Below are 19,407 nucleotides of genomic sequence, written 5' to 3' on the forward strand. Positions count from 1 at the left end.
ACTGGCGCCATGTCCGCACTGCCCCCGCTTTCGCTTTCTCTTTGCTCGGCCGAGGAAACCGCCGCCCTGGCGCGACGTATCGCCGGGCATCTGGGCGCGGGCGACGTGCTGTTGCTGGCCGGGCCGATCGGCGCCGGAAAGACCCATTTCGCGCGCAGCCTGATTCAGCATCTGCTGGCCCGGCACAACGCACTGGAAGATGTGCCCTCGCCCACCTTCACGCTGGTCCAGACCTACGAGGCCGGCCCGCTGGAAATCTGGCACGCCGATCTTTACCGTCTGCTGCATCCCGACGATGTGCTGGAACTGGGTCTGGCCGATGCGTTCGACACCGCGCTGTGCCTTGTCGAATGGCCCGACCGGCTGGGCGATCTGGTGCCGGCGGACGCGTTGACCCTGGCCTTCGCACAAGGCCGGGGCGACGACGAACGCACCGTTACCCTGACCGCGACCAGCCCACGCTGGGCCACCGTTCTGAAAGAGCTAGCCGATGACTGACCGCGCCACCCTTGCCGCCGCCTTTCTGGACCGCGCCGGATGGGGCGCGGCCCAGCGGCGGGTGCTGGCCGGGGATGCGTCAAACCGGCGCTATGACCGGCTGACCGATCCCGCCCGCGGCACAAGTGCCGTGCTGATGGACGCGCCCCCCGACAAGGGCGAGGATGTGCGCCCCTTCATCCGCATCGCGCGGCATCTGGGCGGGCTGGACCTGTCCGCGCCCGCAATTCTGGCCGAGGATACAGAGGCCGGTTTTCTGCTGCTCGAGGATCTGGGCGACGATCTGTTCGCCCGCGTCATCCCCCGGCACCCGGCGCTGGAGGACACGCTTTATGCCACGGCCACCGATCTTTTGGCCGCGCTGCACCGCCACCCCGCACCCGCCGGGCTGGCCGCCTATGATCCGCCCCTGATGGCCGATCTGGCGGCGCTGCCGTTCGACTGGTACCTGCCCGGCGCGGATCAACCCGCCAGCCCCGTCGCGCGCGCGGCGTTTCGGGCCGAAACAGAGACGCTTTTGCGCGCCTACGCCGCAGATGCGCCAGTGCTGATCCAGCGCGACTATCACGCCGAAAACCTGCTGTGGCTGCCCGACCGTGACGGGATCGCGCGGGTCGGGCTGCTGGATTTTCAGGACGCGCTGGCGGGCCATCCGGCCTATGATCTGGTCTCGCTGCTGGAAGATGCCCGCCGCGATGTGCCGCCCGCCCTGCAACAGGCAATGGTGGCGCGCTACCTTGCCGCCACCGGCCTGCCGGGCGATGCGTTCCGCGCCGCCTATGCCGTGCTGGGCGCCCAGCGCAACCTGCGCATTCTGGGCGTGTTCGCCCGGCTTTGCATTCGTGACGGCAAACCCCATTATGTAGATCTCATCCCACGGGTCTGGGCGCATTTGCAGCACGACCTCAGCCATCCGGCGCTTGCGCCGCTGAAAGCCCTGGTCGATACCTGCCTGCCCGCGCCCAGCCCCGACATCCGGCAAAGGATCAAGGACCGATGCAAAACCGCCCAACTGCTTTGATGCTGTTCGCCGCCGGTCTCGGCACCCGCATGGGAACGCTGACCGCCGCGCGCCCGAAACCGCTGATCACGGTCGCGGGAAAACCGCTGATCGATCACGCGCTGGATCAGGTCGCGGGCGCCGGGATCACGCGCACCGTGGTCAACACCCATTATCACGCCGATCAGATCGCAGCACATCTGACGGGCCGGCCCGGCATCACCCTGTCGCATGAAACCCCCGATCTGCTGGACACCGGCGGCGGGCTGCGTCAGGCGCTGCCGCATCTGGGCCAGGGGCCGGTATTCACGATGAACACCGATGCGGTCTGGACCGGCGCCAATCCGCTGTCGCAACTGGCCGCCGCCTGGGACGACGACCGGATGGACGCGCTGCTGCTGCTGGTGCCCAGGGACCGCGCCGTCGGCCATACCGGGCCGGGCGACTTTCTGATCGAGGATCGCAACCACCTGACGCGCGGGCCGGGCCATGTCTATACCGGGGCGCAGATCATCCGCACCGAAGGGCTGCGCACGATCCCGGACACGGTATTTTCCCTGAACCTGCTGTGGGACGCCATGCTGGTGGACGAACGCATCTTCGGCATCGTCCATCGCGGCGGCTGGTGCGATGTCGGCCGACCCGAGAGCATCAAACTGGCCGAGGACATGCTGCTTGGCACCGCGGATGTTTGATGGCGACGGCCCGCGCCTGTTCGGCCTGCCGCCGGGGGCGGATTTTGCCAAAGAGCTGCTGATCGGGCTGGAACAGAGACTATCAGGCCAGCCGCCCGAAGCCTGGGCGCGGGTCGAGATTTTCGTCAACACCCGCCGGATGCAGCGCCGTCTGGTGACGCTGTTCAATGACGGGCCCGCGCGGCTGTTGCCCCGGATCCGGCTGGTCGGCGATCTGGGTCAGCTTGCCGCCCTGCCCGCCGCCGTGCCGCCGCTGCGCCGGCGGCTGGAACTGACCCAGCTTGTGGCCGGGCTGCTGGATCGCCAGCCCGACCTTGCGCCCAGCGCCGCGCTGTATGATCTGGCCGACAGCCTGGCCGGGCTAATGGACGAGATGCAAAGCGAAGGCGTGGACCCGGGCATCCTGCACCGGCTGGATGTGTCGCATCTGTCGGCGCATTGGCAACGCACCCGCAGTTTTCTGACGATTGTCGAACGCTTCTTCGGCCCCGGCGCGCAGGACGGGCTGGATGCCGAGGCGCGCAACAGGCTGGCGGCCGAACGTCTGGCCGAACGCTGGGCGCTGGTGCCGCCCGATCATCCGGTGATCGTTGCCGGGTCGACCGGATCGCGCGGGGCAACCGCGCTGTTCATGGCTGCCGTCGCGCGGCTGCCGCAAGGCGCGGTGTTGCTGCCCGGCTTTGATTTCGACATGCCCGCCGCCACCTGGGCCTGCCTTGACGACGCGCTGACGGCCGAGGATCACCCGCAGTTCCGTTTTCGCCGCCTGGCCGACATGCTGGACGTGCCACCCAGTGCCATCCGGCCCTGGCGCGCGGCGGTGGACATGCCGAATGCGGCCCGAAACCGCCTGATTTCGCTTGCCCTGCGCCCTGCGCCGGTTACCGATCAATGGCTGGACGAAGGCCGCAACCTGACCGACATCGCCCCCGCGACCGCAGCCATGACCCTGATCGAGGCGCCGTCGCCGCGGGCCGAGGCATTGGCCATCGCCCTGCGTCTGCGCCAGGCCGCCGAAGAGGGCACCGCCGCTGCGCTGATCACCCCTGACCGGATGCTGACCCGGCAGGTCACGGCGGCGCTGGACCATTGGGGAATCGAGCCCGACGACAGCGCCGGCCTGCCGCTGCAACTGTCCGCGCCGGGGCGATTCCTGCGCCATGTTGCGGCCCTGTTCGGGCAAAAACTGACGGCCGAGGCGCTGTTGGCACTGCTCAAGCACCCGCTGGCGGCCTCTACGCCCGAGCGCGGCGCGCACCTGCTCTGGACCCGCGAGCTGGAACTGCATATCCGCCGCCACGGCCCACCCTTTCCGGTTGGGGCCGATCTGATCCGCTGGGCCGGGCTGCAAAAGGCAGATGACGGGCGGATGGCCTGGGCGAACTGGCTGGCCGGGCTGCTGGACGGGTTGGCCACGACCGGCCACCGCCCCCTGACGGACCATGTCGCCGCGCACCATGCGCTGGCCGAGGCGCTGGCCGGCGGGCCATTGGGCATCGGCAGCGGTGAGTTGTGGCTCAAACCCGCCGGAACCGAGGCGCGCAAGGCCATGGACGCCCTGATCGCCGAGGCCCCCCATGGCGGCACCCTGTCGCCGCGCGATTACGGTGATCTGTTCCGCGCCGTGCTGAACCGGCATGAGGTGCACGACCCCCTCAGCCCGCATCCCGGCATCATGATCTGGGGCACGCTGGAGGCACGCGTTCAGGGGGCCGATCTGGTGATCCTGGGCGGGCTGAACGAAGGCATCTGGCCCGAGCTGCCCGCCCCCGACCCCTGGCTGAACCGCGAGATGCGCAAGACTGCGGGCCTGTTGCTGCCCGAACGGCGGATCGGGCTGGCCGCGCACGACTTCCAACAGGCCATCGCCGCGCGCGAGGTGATCGTGTCGCGCGCCATCCGCGATGCCGAGGCCGAAACCGTGCCATCGCGCTGGCTGAACCGCCTGACGAACCTGCTGAACGGGCTGGAAGCACAGGGCGGCAAGGCGGCGTTGGACGCGATGCGCGCGCGCGGCGCGCACTGGCTGGCGCTTGGCGCCGCGCTGGAGCTGCCCACGCAACGCGATGATCCGGCCCCGCGCCCCGCGCCCTGCCCGCCGGTTGCCGCCCGGCCCGGCCGCCTGTCGGTCACCCGCATCCAGACCCTGATCCGCGATCCTTATGCGATCTATGCTGAATTCATCCTTGGCCTGCGCCGGCTGGATCCGCTACGACAGGAACCCGACGCCCCGCTGCGCGGCACGATCCTGCATCTGGTGATGGAACGGTTCGTCAGGGCCGGCGTCAGCCCCGACCCCGCACAGGCGAAATCCGATCTTCTGACCATCGCCGATCAGGTCTTTGCGGAACATGCCCCCTGGCCCGCCGCGCGCCGCATGTGGCGCGCCCGCCTGGCACGGGTGGCCGACAGCTTCTTGCAGGACGAGGCCGCGCGACACGCAGCCGGCCACTGGATTGCGCTGGAACGAAAAGGCTCTGTTACACTGCAAAACGGGTTTTTGCTGACCGGAGAGGCCGACCGGATCGATCGGCTGAACGTGGGCGGGCTCGTGATCTATGACTACAAGACCGGCACGCCGCCCACGCCCAAGCAGATGACGCAATACGACAAGCAGCTGTTGCTGGAGGCCGCCATGGCCGAGCGCGGCGGGTTCGACGGTCTGGATCCCGAACAGGTCGACCATGTCGCCTATATCGGCCTTGGCCCCAAGCCAAAGGCCGAGGCCCACGCGCTTGACGAAGACACGGCAGCCCAGACTCTGCTGGGGCTGGAGGAACTGATCGACAAATACCGCCAGCGTCCGCGCGGCTACATGGCCCGGCGGGCGATTTTCAGCCGCGACGTGGTGACCGATTACGACCACCTGTCGCGCTATGGCGAATGGGACGAAAGCCAACCCGCCCAACCGCAGGAGGTGGGCGGATGAGGCGCGACGCGGCGACAGAACGGCAGGTGAAGGCCGCCGATCCGGGGCGGTCCACCTGGCTGTCGGCCAATGCGGGGTCCGGCAAGACGCGGGTGTTGACCGACCGGGTGGCGCGGCTGCTGCTGGATGGCGTGCTGCCGCAGCATATCCTGTGCCTGACCTACACCAAGGCCGCCGCCAGCGAGATGCAGAACCGGCTGTTCCGCCGTCTGGGTGAATGGGCGATGCTGGATCAACGCGCACTGCATGACAAGCTGATGCAGCTTGGGCTGGAGCAGGGACCGGACGACGCGACCCTGCGCCGCGCGCGGCAGCTTTTCGCCCGCGCGATCGAAACCCCCGGCGGGCTGAAGATTCAGACGATCCACAGTTTCTGCGCCTCGCTGTTGCGCCGGTTTCCGCTGGAGGCGGGCGTTTCGCCGCAATTCGTCGAAATGGACGACCGCACCGCCAAGCGCCTGCGCGAAGAGATATTGGAAGAGCTGGCCGACGGCCCCGCGCCCGCGGCGTTCGACGGCATCGCGCGCTGGTTCACCGGCGACGATCTGGGCAAACTGACCGAAGAAATCGCCAAGCACCGCGCCGCCCTGCCGCAGCGGGCCGATCCGGCGGCAATTTGGGCCGCGTTCGACCTGCCCGACGGGTTCGAACAGGCCGATTTGCTGGGCACGGTGTTTCTGGGTGGCGAGGGTGATCTGCTGGCCCGGCTGCTGCCCGTCCTGCGCGCGGGCAAGGCCACCGATGCGAAAGCCGCCGACAGGCTTGCACCGCTTGATCTGACCGCGCCGGGGCTGGCGGACCTGGAGGTTCTGGAAGGTGTCTTTTTGACCGGCACCACCGCGAAAGAACCGTTTTCGGCCAAGATAGGCTCTTTCCCGACCAAGGACACGCGCGCCGCGCTGGCCGATACGCTGCCCGCGCTCGAGGATCTGATGGGCCGGGTGGAAACCGCGCGCAAAACCCGCACTGCCCTGACGGCCGCGCAGAAAACGCTGGCACTGCACCGCTTCGCCGTAGCCTTTTTGCCGAACTATGCCGCACGCAAATTGCAGCACGGTTGGCTCGATTTCGACGATCTGATCCTCAAGGCGCGCGATCTGCTGACCGATCCGGGCGTGGCGGAATGGGTGCTTTACCGGCTTGATGGCGGGATCGACCATATTCTGGTGGACGAGGCACAGGATACCAGCCCGGTGCAATGGCAGGTGATCGACCTGCTCAGCCGGGAATTCACCGCAGGCCAGGGCGCACGCGCCGGGGTCGAGCGCACGATTTTCGTGGTGGGCGACAAGAAACAGTCGATCTATTCGTTTCAGGGCGCCGATCCCGACGGGTTCGACCGGATGCGCGCACATTTCGACGCGCGGCTGAAGGATGCGTCGAACGCGCTACAACAGCTATTGCTGGAATATTCCTTTCGCTCTTCGGATGCGATCCTGCGCACGGTCGACAACACCTTCCACGAAGAGGCCCGGCGCGGGCTGGGCGACGAGGTGCGGCACCACGCCTTTCGTCAGGACATGCCGGGGCGGGTCGATTTATGGCCCGTGGTCGAAAAATCCGACGATCCCGAAACCCCGGATTGGTCCGACCCGGTCGATATGCTGGCACCCGAGCATCACATGGTGCGGCTGGCCCACCGCATCGCGGGTGAAATCCGGCGCATGATCGACGCGGGCGAAACCCTGTGGGCCGGGCCGGGCAAACGCCGGGCGGTGCGGGCCGGGGATTTCCTGATTCTGGTCCAGCGCCGGTCGGCCCTGTTTCACGAAATCATCCGGGCCTGCAAAGCCGCCGGCCTGCCGATTGCCGGGGCCGACCGGCTGAAGGTCGGGGGCGAACTGGCGGTCAAGGATCTGACCGCGCTTCTGGCCTTTCTCGCCACACCCGAAGACAGCCTTTCGCTGGCTGCGGCGTTGCGGTCGCCGCTGTTTGGCTGGGACGAGGGCGCGCTTTACGATCTGGCCGCCGGGCGGGCGCAGAAATATCTGTGGGAAAGCCTGCGAAAGCGAAAAGAGGGTTATACAGAGACGTTTCTGACCCTTGACGCCCTGCGCAATGACGCCGATTTTCTGCGCCCCTATGACCTGATCGAACGTATCCTGACCCGCCATGACGGCCGCCGCCGCCTGATCGCGCGGCTGGGCGAAGAGGCCGAGGATGGCATCGACGCGCTGCTGTCGCAGGCGCTGGCCTATGAGCGGATGGAGGTGCCCAGCCTGACCGGTTTCCTGACCTGGCTGCAAAGCGACGAGGTGGAAATCAAACGCCAGATGGACAGTGCGGGCGACCGGATCCGGGTGATGACGGTGCATGGCGCCAAAGGGCTGGAGGCGCCGGTCGTGATCCTGCCCGATACTGGCAAGCGCGACATCCGCATCAATGACGAGCTGCTGATCGGCCCCGACGGGACACCGCTGTGGAAGACCGCGACCGGCGATAGCCCCGAGGTGCTGACCGCCGCCCGCGCCGGTCTGATCGCCCGGCAGGAGGAAGAGCGCCAGCGCCTGCTTTACGTCGCCATGACCCGGGCCGAGCAATGGCTGATCACCTGCGCGGCGGGCGATCTGGGCAAGGGCGACAGTTGGTATCAAAAGATCGAGCAGGGGCTTCAGCGCACAGAGGCTGTGCGCCACGATTTCGGCTTTGGCGGCGGGCTGCGCTGTGAAACCGGCGACTGGCAGGCCGGCGCGCTGATCGCCCCGCCCGAGACGGAGGTGCACAAACCCGATCTGCCCGCCTGGGCCAGGGTGCGTGCGCCCGCGCCGGTCAAGCCGCCCGCGCCGCTGTCGCCCTCGGATCTGGGCGGGGCAAAGGTGCTGGCGGGCGAGGCTGCGGGCCTGACCGAAGAGGCCGCCAAGCTGCGCGGCACGCGCCTGCATCTGCTGCTGGAACACCTGCCGGGGCTGGATCGCGCCGTCTGGCCCGCGCTGGCGCACGATCTGTTGGCCGGCGGCGACGCAGCACCGGATGGCACCGAAATCGCGGCGCTTTTGGCTGAAACAGAGACTGTTCTGACCGCACCGGCGCTGACCGATCTGTTCGGCCCCGACGCGTTGACCGAGGTGGATATCACCGCGCGCCTGCCGGTTTTGGGCGGGGCGCCGATGAACGGCGCAATCGACCGGCTGATCGTCACGCCCGACCGGGTGCTGGCCGTCGACTACAAATCCAACGCGCAGGTGCCCGCAGATGCCGCCGACGTGCCCGACGGGCTGTTGCGGCAGATGGGCGCCTATGCCGCGGCGCTGGCGGAAATCTATCCCGGCCGCGCCATCGAAACTGCGATCCTGTGGACACGCACCGCGCAGTTGATGCCGCTGCCATCACAACTCGTTGCACAGGCGCTGTCGCGGGCGACCACATCTTGACGCGGCGGGGCCCCCTCCATAGGTTTCCTGTCAACTCTCATGACATGCCAAGGAGACCCATCATGGCAACCGTCCCCGTTACCGACGCCACGTTCGACGAAGAAGTAAAGGCCGCCGATCTGCCGGTGGTCGTGGATTTCTGGGCCGAATGGTGCGGCCCGTGCAAACAGATCGGCCCCGCGCTGGAAGAGCTGTCCGAAGAGATGGACGGCAAGGTCAAGATCGTGAAGATCAACGTTGACGAAAATCCCAACAGCCCGGCCCAGATGGGCGTGCGCGGCATCCCCGCGCTGTTCCTGTTCAAGGGTGGCGAAGTGGTGTCCAACAAGATTGGCGCCGCACCCAAGGCCGCGCTGAAAGGCTGGATCGAAGAGTCGATCTGAGCAGGTGCAACACCGTGAATTCGGGGCGCTTCGGCGCCCCTTTTTCTTTTCTTGATATCACAGATCCCAGCCGCCCCGCCGCAAGGCGCGCAGAATCTTTTCCTCGGCATCCGGGCGGCCCGCGTTGATCGCCATCCGCTGCAGAAACCAGAACAGATAGCGCGCGTATTCCGGGCGCATCTGCCCGGCCATGTCAAACGCCTGATCCGCGCCAAGCTGCCCGACATTGGCCGCGATATGGTGAAAGTCGATCCGGCCGAACAGCACGGCGGGCTTTTCAAAGAAGTATCCCGAAAATGCCACGGCGGAATTCTGCGTGACCACCATGTGGCAACGGGGCAAAAGCGCCCGCATCCCGCCGGTACGAAGCTTCAGGTTTGGATGGGCGGTTTGAAGATCGGCCAACGCGGCGTGGTCCTGCGACGTATAGGTTTCACCGGGGTGCAGCGTGGCGATAACGGGGCGGTCGGGAAAGTACTGCGCGGTCTGCGCGATCATTTCCAGCGGGCTGCAGCTTTGGAAACTGCGTTGGCGGGTCAGGATCCCTTGCAGGGGCACATAAATGAACCCGTCATCGCCCGGCGCGGCCCCGGCGAACAGCCGGTCCCGGTGACGGCTGACAAAGCGGCGCGCCTGTTCCGGGTCGATGCGGTCGGGGTTGAACCGGGTTCGGGCACTGCGAAAGTCCCACCGGCGCGCGGTCGGCTCGATCGTCCAGAACGGATAGAAATAGGCCCGGCGAAAGCTGAGCGCGCGATCGTGAAACGGGTCCTTCATGTGAAACAGGGCGTGGCCGGGCTGATGTGCCGATGTCAGGCGCCCGGTCTCGGTGTTGGGGCGATAGTCCACCGCGACCCCGCATGATGCCAGCGCCGCACTGACCCGGTTCAGGAAATTGTGACGCCCGGCCACCGCATTGTCGCGCAGCCCGTCCTCCAGATAGATCCCGACCGTTTTCACCTTCGTCATCGGGGCAGGGTAGGGCCGCACCGACCGACCGGCAAGCGAAACGGGTTGTCTGCCCCGGCAGCCATGGCCATATAAGCCGAAGACAAAGGAGGCCCCCATGGCACAAAGCGATTTTCCCGGCTGGCACGGCACCACGATTCTGGGCGTCAGACGTGGCGGCGAGGTGGTGATCGCGGGCGACGGGCAGGTCAGCCTGGGCCAGACCGTGATCAAGGGCACCGCGCGCAAGGTGCGCCGCCTGTCGCCCGGCGGCTATGACGTGGTGGCGGGGTTTGCCGGATCGACTGCCGATGCCTTTACCCTGCTGGAACGGCTGGAGGCCAAGCTGGAGGCCACGCCGGGCCAGTTGCAACGCGCCGCGGTCGAGCTGGCCAAGGACTGGCGCACCGACAAGTATCTGCAAAAGCTGGAGGCGATGCTGATCGTCAGCGACGGGGCCGATATTTATGTGATCACCGGCGCGGGCGATGTGCTGGAACCCGAACATGACGTGGCCGCCATCGGCTCGGGCGGGAATTTCGCCCTGGCCGCCGCGCGCGGGCTGATGGAAACCGGTCTGAGCGGCGAGGAAATCGCGCGCAAGGCGATGGCGATCGCCGCCGATATCTGCGTCTATACCAACGGAAACCTGACGGTGGAGAAGATTTCCAAATGACCGACCTGACCCCCCGCGAAATCGTATCCGAACTTGACCGGTTCATCATCGGACAGGCCGACGCCAAGCGCGCCGTGGCCGTGGCCCTGCGCAATCGCTGGCGGCGCAAGCAGTTGGGCGAGGATCTGCGCGACGAGGTTTACCCCAAGAACATCCTGATGATCGGCCCCACCGGCGTCGGCAAGACCGAGATCAGCCGCCGCCTGGCGAAACTCGCCCGCGCGCCGTTCATCAAGGTCGAAGCGACGAAATTCACCGAGGTCGGCTATGTCGGCCGCGATGTGGAACAGATCATCCGCGATCTGGTGGACACCGCCATCGCCCAGACCCGCGAGCATATGCGCGAGGATGTAAAAGCCGCCGCACACAGCGCCGCCGAGGAACGCGTGATCGAGGCCATCGCCGGCAAGGACGCCCGCGAACAGACACGCGAAATGTTCCGCGGTAAGCTGAAACGCGGCGAGCTGGACGATACCATGATCGAGCTGGAGGTCGCCGATACCGCCAGCCCCATGCCGATGTTCGACATCCCCGGTCAGCCGGGTCAGAGCATGGGCATGATGAACTTGGGCGACATTTTCGGCAAAGCCTTCGGCGGGCGCACCGTGAAGCGGCGGATGAGCGTTTCCGACAGCTATGAGTTGCTGATCGGTGAAGAGGCCGACAAGATTCTGGACGACGAAACCGTGAACCGCGCGGCGCTGGAAGCGGTGCAGGAAAACGGCATCGTGTTTCTGGATGAAATCGACAAGGTCTGCGCCCGGTCGGATGCACGCGGCGCCGATGTCAGCCGCGAAGGGGTGCAGCGCGACCTGCTGCCGCTGATCGAGGGCACGACGGTGTCGACCAAATTCGGCCCGGTCAAGACCGACCATATCCTGTTCATCGCCAGCGGCGCGTTCCACATCGCCAAACCGTCCGATCTGTTGCCCGAGCTTCAGGGCCGACTGCCGATCCGGGTCGAGCTGCGGGCGCTGACCGAAGAAGACTTCGTGCGTATCCTGACCGAAACCGACAACGCTCTGACCTTGCAATATACCGCCCTGATGGCGACCGAGCAGGTCAGCGTCAGCTTTACCGATGATGGCATCGCCGCGCTGGCACGGATCGCGGCGCAGGTGAACCAGAGCGTGGAAAATATCGGCGCCCGGCGGCTTTATACAGTGATGGAGCGGGTGTTCGAAGAGCTCAGCTTTACCGCGCCCGACCGTTCCGGCGATGTTGTCACGGTCGATGCGGGTTTCGTGGATGCCAATCTGGGCGCGCTGATGAAATCGGCGGATATGAGCCGGTATGTGCTCTAACGGCACGCTGGCACCCGATCGCGGAAATGCGTATGGGTTGAGGGACCGAAATTAAGCGCGCACAGTCATGTATCAGGTCCGAGCCCTTCTTCTGGCGGTTTTCGCCCTTGCCGCCTGCACGCCGCGCCCCGGTGTCGTGCTGGAACCGCAGGCCGAAGAGATCGGGACAGTCCACCGCATCTTCTTTTCCACGACCCGCGACGCCGACCGCCCCGAAAAACTTGGCATAAGGCGGTCCTACGCCCCGCTCTTTGGCCGGATCGACATCTCGGTACCGCCCGAGCATGTCGTCGGCCGGATGGAGGTGGCCGCCACCACGCCCGACCCCGAGAAAAAATTCGTCACCACCGAAACCGCGCTTTACAGCAGTTCCGGCGAATTCCGGTCCCAGCTTTCCACTGTCTTGCGCGACAAGCCGCGCGGATCGCGCGAAGTGCTGATCTTTGTTCACGGGTTCAACACCAACTTTGCCGAAGGCGCGTTCCGCACCGCGCAACTGGCGCATGATTTCAACATCGACGGCGTGGTGGTGCACTATTCCTGGCCGTCCCGGGCCAATCCTGTCGCCTATGCCTATGATCGCGACAGTGCCCTGTTCGCGCGCGACGGGCTGGAACAACTAATCGCGGAAGTGAACGCCGCCGGGGCCGAATCCGTCATACTCATGGGTCATTCCATGGGCGCGTTGCTGAGCATGGAGGCCATGCGGCAAATGGCAATCCGGTCGCCCGCGCTGCTGCATCGTTCGGTGGATGCGGTGGTACTGCTGTCGCCCGATATTGATGTTCAGGTCTTCCGGTCGCAGGTCCGTCGCATCGGCAAGCTGCCTGAACCCTTTATCATCTTCATTTCCAACCGCGACGGGGCGCTGGCCCTGTCGGCACGTCTGACCGGCGAGCGAAACCGGCTTGGCAATGTCAGTTCGATCGAACAGGTCGCGGATCTGGACGTGACCATCTTCAACGTCACCGAATTTTCCAAGATTTCCGATCTGGGGCATTTCACCATCGGCACGTCGCCGGCACTGATCAACCTTCTGTCGGGATTGCCTGACATCAATGCGCTGATCAGCGGTGACACGTCGGGGCGGACCGGGCTTGTATCGGGCACGATCCTGACGCTGCAGGACGCGACCGAAATCATCCTGTCGCCAATCAGCCCCTATTGACCGGCGTTCACCCGCGCGGCCGGCGCAGATAGACGTAATAGGCGCCACCACCGCCGTGTTTTTGATGCGCGGGCGTGACCTGCAACACCAGTGCGCCCAGCGGCGGGCTGGCCAGCCATTGCGGTACCTGATGTTTCAGAATGCCCCGGCGGACCGGGATCGGCCCGTCCTGCTGACCGTCGCGCCCCTTACCGGTGATGACCAGAACCAGCCGCTTTTGCGCGGTATGGGCCTGAAGGATAAAGGCACTCAGCGCCGGATGGGCCTGCGCCAGCGTCATTCCGTGCAAATCGATCCGCGCCTCGGGCTTCAACTTGCCCCGCTTCATCCGGTCGAAATTCTTTCGGTCCATCCTGACCGGGGCATGGGCCAGCCGCTCTGCCGGGTCGGGGGCGAAATCATGCGGCGGGGCAGGCAGGGCGGATCGCTGCCCGACCTGGAACCGGGTCAGCGGCGGGCGCGCATGGGGCCTGGGCGCGGGGGCGTCGGGCAGATCGCAGGTCTTTCTGGGCTGCTCGGGGTGCAGTGGTACGACCGAATCCGTGACCTTTTGCCAAAGCGAGCGCTCTTCGGGGCTCAGACCCCTGGGCGGGCGGCGTGACATGGCTAGCCCCCCGGCACCAGGGACAGCGCCTGCTCGATCGGCAACAGCACGATAATCCGGCCCGGGTCACGCACATGGCCTGCGGCGCGCCCGGCCGCAGCGCCGGTGCCAAAGAAGATATCGGCACGTTGCGGCCCCTTGATGGCCGAGCCGGTATCCTGCGCCACCATCAGCCGGCGAAGCGGACCCTTGCCACCCTTTTCGATCCAGACCGGTGCGCCCAGCGGCGTGAATGCCGGGTCGACCGCAACGGTGCGCATCGTGGTGATCGAACGATTCATCGCGCCCAAGGGGCCCTGATGCGCCGGAACATTGCCGATTTTGCGGAAAAACACATAGGACGGGTTATGCTGCAACAGCGCGCGCCCCTCGGCCGGGTTGCGTTTGACCCAGTTGCCGATCACCTGTGCCGAAACCTGATGCGCCTGATAGATGCCGCGCCGGACCAGCTCTGTCCCGATCGAGCGGTATTCATGCCCGTTCGCGCCACCATAGCCGACCCGCAACGCGGTGCCATCCCGCAGCCGGACCCGGCCCGACCCCTGAATCTGTAAAAAGAAGACATCGACCGGATCATCGACCCAGGCAAGCTCCAACCCGCGGTCGCGCAGCAGGCCCAGATCCTCTATCTCTTGGCGACTATACCACTTTTCGCCCGGCGCCAGTTCGGGCGGCTTGCTGTATAGCGGATAGCGGAATCGCGCATCCGGGTTGCGCGCGCCGTTCAGCTCGGGTTCGAAATAGCCGGTGAACAGGGCAGGGGCCGCACCGCCGATCAGGACGGGGCGAAAGAACAGCTCGAAAAACATGCGGGCGTTGGGCCGGTCATGCGCCAGGGCGCACAGCGCGCGCCAGTCCGGCCCGTCCAGGTCGGGGCAGGTCTGCATGAAAACGGAAAGGGCCGCGTCGTGATCGTCCGCGGCCCAGCCTTCCAGATCGTCAAAGCGCAAAATCTCGGCGGTGGTCGCCATGCCGGGGGCCGCGCCGCTCACGGTCAGTACCGCCGCAGCGGCGACAGCCCGCAAGCCACGGATCATTCCCCCGTGGCCACCAGTTGCCAGTTGGGGTCATTCGACCCCATGATCCTGGCGAAGGTCCAGATATCGCGCTGGCGCTTGATTTCGTTCGGGCTACCCTCGACGATGGCGCCGGCCTGATCGCGCACGACCGAGGTCAGCTCGCCCACGAATTTGATGACCAGCTCGCCCTCGTTGCTATCGCGCGAAAAGCGTGCATCCTGCAGCACCAGTTCGCGCACGCCAATAAAGTTCGCGTCGATGGTCAGGCCTTGTTCTTCGCGCATCGCAATGCCCGAGGCGAAGCTTTGATAGACGTCATCCGACAGGAACGGGCGCACCTGCGCGATGTCGCCCTGCTCATAAGCCATCAGGATCATTTCATACGCACCGCGCGCGCCGGCCAGAAACTCGCCCACGTTGAACCCCGGCTCGGTCAGCTTCATCGACGCCAGCGCCTTGGCCGCATCCGAGCCGTCCGGCACATGATCGGTGATGTCGGCATCGACGCCGCCTTCGATCACCTCAAAGTCGCGGCGCACCGAACCGGTGCCTTCGGCCCCGACTTGGGTCGGGACGCGCGGTTTCTCAAAACCCTCGCGCGTACCCAGCACGGACCGCAGCCGCAGAATCAGAAAAACAGCGACGCCGGCCAGAACCAGAAGCTGAATAATGGCAGAGCTCATAAAAACCTCGTCTTGTGCCGGGGGTTGGTAACAGTGCTACATCGCACATATGTAAGGCACGGGGTCGATCAAGTCCACCAGCGACCCCAAGAGAGAGAGGCTTGTCATGTGGCTTTTTGCACTGTTCCTGGCGGTTCCGCTGATTGAGATTGCCCTGTTCGTTCAGGTTGGCGGTCTGATCGGGCTGTGGCCGACCCTGGCCATCGTCGTGATCACCGCAATTCTGGGCACATCTTTGATGCGGGCGCAGGGTGCCGTTGCCATGGGACAGATCCGCAATTCGTTCAATGAACTCAGCGATCCGACCGAACCGCTGGCCCATGGCGCGATGATCCTTCTGGCCGGTGCGCTGTTGCTGACACCGGGGTTTTTCACCGATGTCACCGGGTTTTTGCTGTTGTTTCCACCGTTTCGCGCCCTGGCCTATCGCTGGCTGCGGTCGCGCGTTCGGGTCCAAAGTTTCACCACCGCCGCGCCGCATCGCGGCCCGGCCCGGCCCGGCGGCGATGTGATCGAGGGCGAATTCGAAGAACTGAATGGCGAAAAGCCCGCCAATAGCGGGCCATCGGGTTGGACCCGGCATTGAGGCGCATCGGCGTTCCTGTTAAGCACGCTGCCAAATTCATACCCCGTTTCAGGAGCAAACGATGAGCGAAACTGCCGAAAACGGCGCCGCACCGGCGCAGCCCGCGCAGGTGAAGATGAATGTTCTGGGTCAGTATATCCGGGACATGTCGTTCGAGAATTACCTGATGCAAAAGGGCGTAACCGGCGAGGTTGCCCCCGAAATTCAGGTGCAGGTGGCGCTGGACGCCAAAAAACGCCAGGCCGATCACCAATACGAGGTGATCAGCAAATTCACCGTGCGCTCGACCAACAAGGGCGACAAAGCCCCGCTTTTCCTGATGGAGCTGGAATATGCCGGGATCTTCCATGTGGAAAACGTGCCCGAGGATCAGCTGCATCCGTTCCTTTTGATCGAATGCCCACGGATGCTGTTCCCCTTCGTGCGCCGCATCGTCAGCGACGTGACCCGCGACGGTGGCTTCCCGCCGCTGAACCTGGAAACCGTTGATTTCCTTGCGATCTATCGTAATGAGGCCCAGCGCCGGCTTGAGGCCCAGAAGGCATCGCAGCCCACCAACTGAGCCTTAGCCCAGCTTTTTCCAAACCGCGCCATCGCCCAGACTGTCGACAAAGGCGGCATGGGCGGCGGCCTCTTCCCCGGTCAGGCGCGCGGGCAGGGGGGTGCTGCGCGGTTTGGGGCGCCATTCACGTTGCGCATCGCCGGTACCTGACCGATCCGAATTTCGGGTGCTGAGGGCGAAATCGGGCTGACGGCCGCCCACCAGCTCCAGATACACCTCTGCCAGAATTTCGGAATCGAGCAGCGCGCCATGCAGCGTCCGCGATGAATTGTCGATGTTGAACCGGCGGCACAGCGCATCCAGCGACGCAGGCGAGCCGGGAAACCGCTGCCGCGCGATTGCCAGCGTGTCGATTGCCTGCTCCCAAGGCAGGCTCGGCAGCTTGATCCAGCCCAGTTCGGCATTCAGGAATTTCATATCGAAGGCGGCGTTGTGGATCACCAGCTTGGCGTCGCCGACGAAATCCAGAAATGCCTGACCGATCTGCCGAAAGACCGGCTTGTCGCGCAAAAACTCGTCGCCCAGCCCGTGCACCTCGAACGCCTCTTTCGGCATCATCCGTTCGGGGTTGATATATTGGTGATAGGTCTTGCCGGTGGGCAGGTGGTTCCACAGTTCGACCGCGCCGATTTCGACAATCCGGTCGCCGGTTTCAGGGTCAAAGCCGGTGGTTTCTGTATCCAGAACGATCTCACGCATCTGCCAGGACCTTTCTTATATCCTCGATCACAAACTGGACCGCAGCGCGCGCGCCTTCAAGGGTCAGCGTTTCGATCACGTAATCCGCGCGGGCGCGTTTTTCCGCATCCGGCACCTGTTTGGCAAGAATAGTCTCGAATTGCGCCTCGGTCATCGTGCCGCGCGCCAGCACGCGGGCGCGCTGAACCTCGGGCGGGGCGGTGACCACAAGGGTGGCGTCCATCTGATCCTGCGCGCCGGTTTCGAACAACAGCGGAATATCCAGAACCACAATGTCATCGCCCGCGTGATCCGCGATGAAATCGGCCCGGTCCTGCGCCACCAGCGGGTGGATCAACTGTTCGATCCGGCGCAGGGCGGTCGGATCCTGCGCGATCCAGCGCTTCAGCGCATCGCGGCTGACCGCGCCGCCAATCACCGCGGGCGGGTACAGCTTTGCCATCAGGGGCACCGCGGCACCGCCCTGGGCATACAGCCGGTGCACGGCGGCATCGGCATCCCACACCGGCAGGCCAGCCGTGGCAAACATGGCGGCGGTCGTGGATTTTCCCATCCCGATCGAGCCGGTAAGCCCCAGAAGAAACGGGCGCCCGGTCATGCGCCCAGAACGATGGCGCGGGTTTTTTCGTCCACCTCGGGGCGCAGGCCGAACCAGCGCTCGAACCCCGGCGCGGCCTGATGCAGCAACATGCCAAGGCCGTCGACAATCGTGCAGCCGGCCTCTTCGGCCTCGATCAGCAGGCGGGTGCGCAGGGGCGTATAAACCAGATCAGTCACCACGGCGCCCGGCGACAAGCCATCCAGTGGCACCCGGAATTCCGGCTTGCCGACCATCCCCAGCGACGTGGTGTTGACCACCGTTGCCGCACCTTCGACCATGTTTCCGGCCTGAACCCAATCATAGACGGTGATTTTCGGACCAAATTCGGCCCGCAACGCATCGGCCCGCGCCTTGGTGCGGTTCGACAGCCGGATTTCGGTCACGCCGACCTCGGCCAGCGACGCGATCACCGCCCGCGCGGCACCGCCGGCACCGAACACCGCGGCGGGGCCCGATGCTGGCGCCCAGTCCGGCGCACCCTGGCGAATGTTTTCGATGAAACCATAGCCGTCGGTATTGTCGGCGTGAATCTTGCCATCCTTGCGGAAGATCAACGTGTTGGCCGCCCCGATCAGCGCCGCGCGGTCGCTGACCAGATCGGCCAGGCCCAGCACGGTTTCCTTATGCGGGATCGTCACATTCACACCGACAAAGCCAAGCTTCGGCAGCATGTGCAGCGCGTCTTTCAGATCGTCGCGGGCGATATCCATCGGCACGTAGTGACCTGGTATGCCGTATTTCCGGAGCCAGTAATTATGCAGCCGCGGCGATTTGGAATGCGCGACGGGGGATCCGATGACACCGGCCAGGGGGATTCGATTGCTCATGCCTGCACTGTTCCGTTCGTGGTCAGGTAGGACAGCAGTTCCAAAAGGGGAAGGCCCAGCACGGTAAAGTAATCTCCTTCGACGCGGGAAAAGAGGCGCACCCCTTCTTCTTCCAATTTATAGCACCCGACGGAATGCTTCACACTGTCCCAATTGCGGGTCAGGTATTCTTCCATATAGGTGTCGGAAAAAGGCCGCATCGTCAGGCGAACCTGGCCCACATGCCGCCAGACCGGCTTGCCCGCCTCATAGATCACGACCGCCGACAGCAGCTTGTGATGCGTTGCCCGCAAGGCCCCAAGCTGGGCGCGGGCATCGGACATGTCGCGGGGCTTGGCCAGAACCGCGCCTTGCAGTTCCAGCACCTGATCGCAGCCGATCACCTGGGCCTCGGGACGCTTTTCGCTGATCTTGCGGGCTTTGAATTCGGCCAGCGCATCGGCCACGTCGCGCGGCGTTGCCCCGTCTGCCTCCAGCGCGGCGCGGATCATGTCTTCGTCAATTCTGGCTGGCAGCACCTCGAATGGCACACCCGCCTGACGCAGCAATTTCTGACGAATATCCGAGGACGACGCGAGGATAACGGGATCGGCCATGTTGATGAACCTGTGGATGAGCCTCAGAAGAACCCGTGCGGCGCCTCTGGGTAAAAGTGGCATTTGCGCTGGTTTCCATAATATCGGGCAATTTTGTCAAGCGATACACCCGGTTCGTCCCGTGGGGATATCGAAAAACGCAAAGCCGGGATAAGCGTCAACAGGCGGTATCGTTCAGCCATTTATCCACAAGCGAATTAACGCTTACATCAATTCAACCTATTGAAAATAAACAACTATTATTAATCTCCATAATGA

The 19,407-nt window shown here is 65.0% G+C and carries 19 protein-coding genes; 11 read left to right on the forward strand and 8 right to left on the reverse strand.

The window, feature by feature from the left end:
- Positions 1-9: 9 nt before the first annotated feature.
- The 6 genes from tsaE (at position 10) to trxA (ending at position 8,876) form a co-directional block, all read left to right on the forward strand.
- Positions 10-498, forward strand: a complete 489-nt coding sequence (tsaE, locus tag ACSR1C_RS00820) for a tRNA (adenosine(37)-N6)-threonylcarbamoyltransferase complex ATPase subunit type 1 TsaE (protein WP_460257426.1) — start codon at positions 10-12, stop codon at positions 496-498.
- Positions 491-1,519 (forward strand): aminoglycoside phosphotransferase family protein, encoded by a 1,029-nt coding sequence (locus tag ACSR1C_RS00825; protein ID WP_460257427.1) that lies wholly within the window; start codon positions 491-493, stop codon positions 1,517-1,519. The genes tsaE and ACSR1C_RS00825 overlap by 8 nt, the downstream gene beginning before the upstream one ends.
- Entirely contained in the window at positions 1,495-2,193 is a 699-nt protein-coding gene (locus ACSR1C_RS00830; protein ID WP_460257428.1) for a nucleotidyltransferase family protein, read from the forward strand. The genes ACSR1C_RS00825 and ACSR1C_RS00830 overlap by 25 nt, the downstream gene beginning before the upstream one ends.
- Positions 2,186-5,122 carry a double-strand break repair protein AddB gene (gene addB, locus ACSR1C_RS00835; RefSeq protein WP_460257917.1) on the forward strand — a complete coding sequence of 979 codons (2,937 nt, stop codon included), beginning with the start codon at positions 2,186-2,188 and terminating at the stop codon, positions 5,120-5,122. Before ACSR1C_RS00830 ends, addB begins: the two co-directional genes overlap by 8 nt.
- Positions 5,119-8,493: a double-strand break repair helicase AddA gene (gene addA / locus ACSR1C_RS00840; protein WP_460257429.1), complete on the forward strand. Its 3,375-nt coding sequence runs from the start codon at positions 5,119-5,121 to the stop codon at positions 8,491-8,493. The genes addB and addA overlap by 4 nt, the downstream gene beginning before the upstream one ends.
- Before the next feature lie 62 nt (positions 8,494-8,555).
- Positions 8,556-8,876, forward strand: coding sequence for a thioredoxin (gene trxA / locus ACSR1C_RS00845; protein ID WP_460257430.1), 321 nt, complete (start codon positions 8,556-8,558; stop codon positions 8,874-8,876).
- 57 nt (positions 8,877-8,933) lie between these two features.
- Here trxA and ACSR1C_RS00850 read toward each other — a convergent pair whose 3' ends face one another.
- Positions 8,934-9,845 (reverse strand): hypothetical protein, encoded by a 912-nt coding sequence (locus ACSR1C_RS00850; protein ID WP_460257431.1) that lies wholly within the window; start codon positions 9,843-9,845, stop codon positions 8,934-8,936.
- Positions 9,846-9,942: 97 nt separating this feature from the next.
- Here ACSR1C_RS00850 and hslV point away from each other — a divergent pair, with 97 nt between their 5' ends.
- The 3 genes from hslV (at position 9,943) to ACSR1C_RS00865 (ending at position 12,972) form a co-directional block, all read left to right on the forward strand.
- A complete protein-coding gene (gene hslV / locus ACSR1C_RS00855; protein ID WP_460257432.1) occupies positions 9,943-10,500 on the forward strand; it encodes an ATP-dependent protease subunit HslV in 558 nt (185 codons plus the stop codon).
- On the forward strand, positions 10,497-11,804 hold the full coding sequence (gene hslU, locus ACSR1C_RS00860; RefSeq protein WP_460257433.1) for an ATP-dependent protease ATPase subunit HslU: 1,308 nt from the start codon (positions 10,497-10,499) through the stop codon (positions 11,802-11,804). Before hslV ends, hslU begins: the two co-directional genes overlap by 4 nt.
- Before the next feature lie 67 nt (positions 11,805-11,871).
- Entirely contained in the window at positions 11,872-12,972 is a 1,101-nt protein-coding gene (locus tag ACSR1C_RS00865; RefSeq protein WP_460257434.1) for an alpha/beta hydrolase, read from the forward strand.
- 7 nt (positions 12,973-12,979) lie between these two features.
- Here the strand turns inward: ACSR1C_RS00865 and ACSR1C_RS00870 are convergent, their stop codons facing one another.
- The 3 genes from ACSR1C_RS00870 to ACSR1C_RS00880 are packed head-to-tail and all read right to left on the reverse strand — an operon-like array spanning position 12,980 to position 15,278.
- The gene (locus ACSR1C_RS00870) at positions 12,980-13,576 is read right to left on the reverse strand and encodes a Smr/MutS family protein (protein WP_460257435.1); all 597 of its coding nucleotides are present in this window, start codon (positions 13,574-13,576) and stop codon (positions 12,980-12,982) included.
- A gap of 2 nt (positions 13,577-13,578) precedes the next feature.
- Complete coding sequence (mltA, locus tag ACSR1C_RS00875) at positions 13,579-14,613, reverse strand: murein transglycosylase A (protein ID WP_460257436.1); 1,035 nt, start codon at positions 14,611-14,613, stop codon at positions 13,579-13,581.
- Positions 14,610-15,278: a Tim44/TimA family putative adaptor protein gene (locus ACSR1C_RS00880; RefSeq protein WP_460257437.1), complete on the reverse strand. Its 669-nt coding sequence runs from the start codon at positions 15,276-15,278 to the stop codon at positions 14,610-14,612. The genes mltA and ACSR1C_RS00880 overlap by 4 nt, the downstream gene beginning before the upstream one ends.
- A gap of 106 nt (positions 15,279-15,384) precedes the next feature.
- Here ACSR1C_RS00880 and ACSR1C_RS00885 point away from each other — a divergent pair, with 106 nt between their 5' ends.
- Both ACSR1C_RS00885 and secB read left to right on the forward strand, forming a co-directional pair.
- A complete protein-coding gene (locus tag ACSR1C_RS00885; protein ID WP_460257438.1) occupies positions 15,385-15,864 on the forward strand; it encodes an FxsA family protein in 480 nt (159 codons plus the stop codon).
- A 61-nt stretch (positions 15,865-15,925) separates the two neighbouring features.
- A complete protein-coding gene (secB, locus tag ACSR1C_RS00890) occupies positions 15,926-16,426 on the forward strand; it encodes a protein-export chaperone SecB (RefSeq protein WP_460257439.1) in 501 nt (166 codons plus the stop codon).
- Between the two features lie 3 nt (positions 16,427-16,429).
- Here the strand turns inward: secB and dnaQ are convergent, their stop codons facing one another.
- From dnaQ to ACSR1C_RS00910, 4 genes are read right to left on the reverse strand one after another with little or no spacing between them, the layout of a single operon-like run.
- Positions 16,430-17,125, reverse strand: coding sequence for a DNA polymerase III subunit epsilon (gene dnaQ / locus ACSR1C_RS00895; protein ID WP_460257440.1), 696 nt, complete (start codon positions 17,123-17,125; stop codon positions 16,430-16,432).
- A complete protein-coding gene (gene coaE / locus ACSR1C_RS00900; protein ID WP_460257441.1) occupies positions 17,118-17,723 on the reverse strand; it encodes a dephospho-CoA kinase in 606 nt (201 codons plus the stop codon). Before coaE ends, dnaQ begins: the two co-directional genes overlap by 8 nt.
- Positions 17,720-18,553 carry a shikimate dehydrogenase gene (locus ACSR1C_RS00905; RefSeq protein ID WP_460257442.1) on the reverse strand — a complete coding sequence of 278 codons (834 nt, stop codon included), beginning with the start codon at positions 18,551-18,553 and terminating at the stop codon, positions 17,720-17,722. Before ACSR1C_RS00905 ends, coaE begins: the two co-directional genes overlap by 4 nt.
- Positions 18,550-19,149, reverse strand: a complete 600-nt coding sequence (locus tag ACSR1C_RS00910) for a Maf family protein (RefSeq protein ID WP_460257443.1) — start codon at positions 19,147-19,149, stop codon at positions 18,550-18,552. The genes ACSR1C_RS00905 and ACSR1C_RS00910 overlap by 4 nt, the downstream gene beginning before the upstream one ends.
- Between the last annotated feature and the right edge of the window lie 258 nt (positions 19,150-19,407).

It is taken from the genome of Actibacterium sp. D185-2 (genome assembly GCF_054954595.1).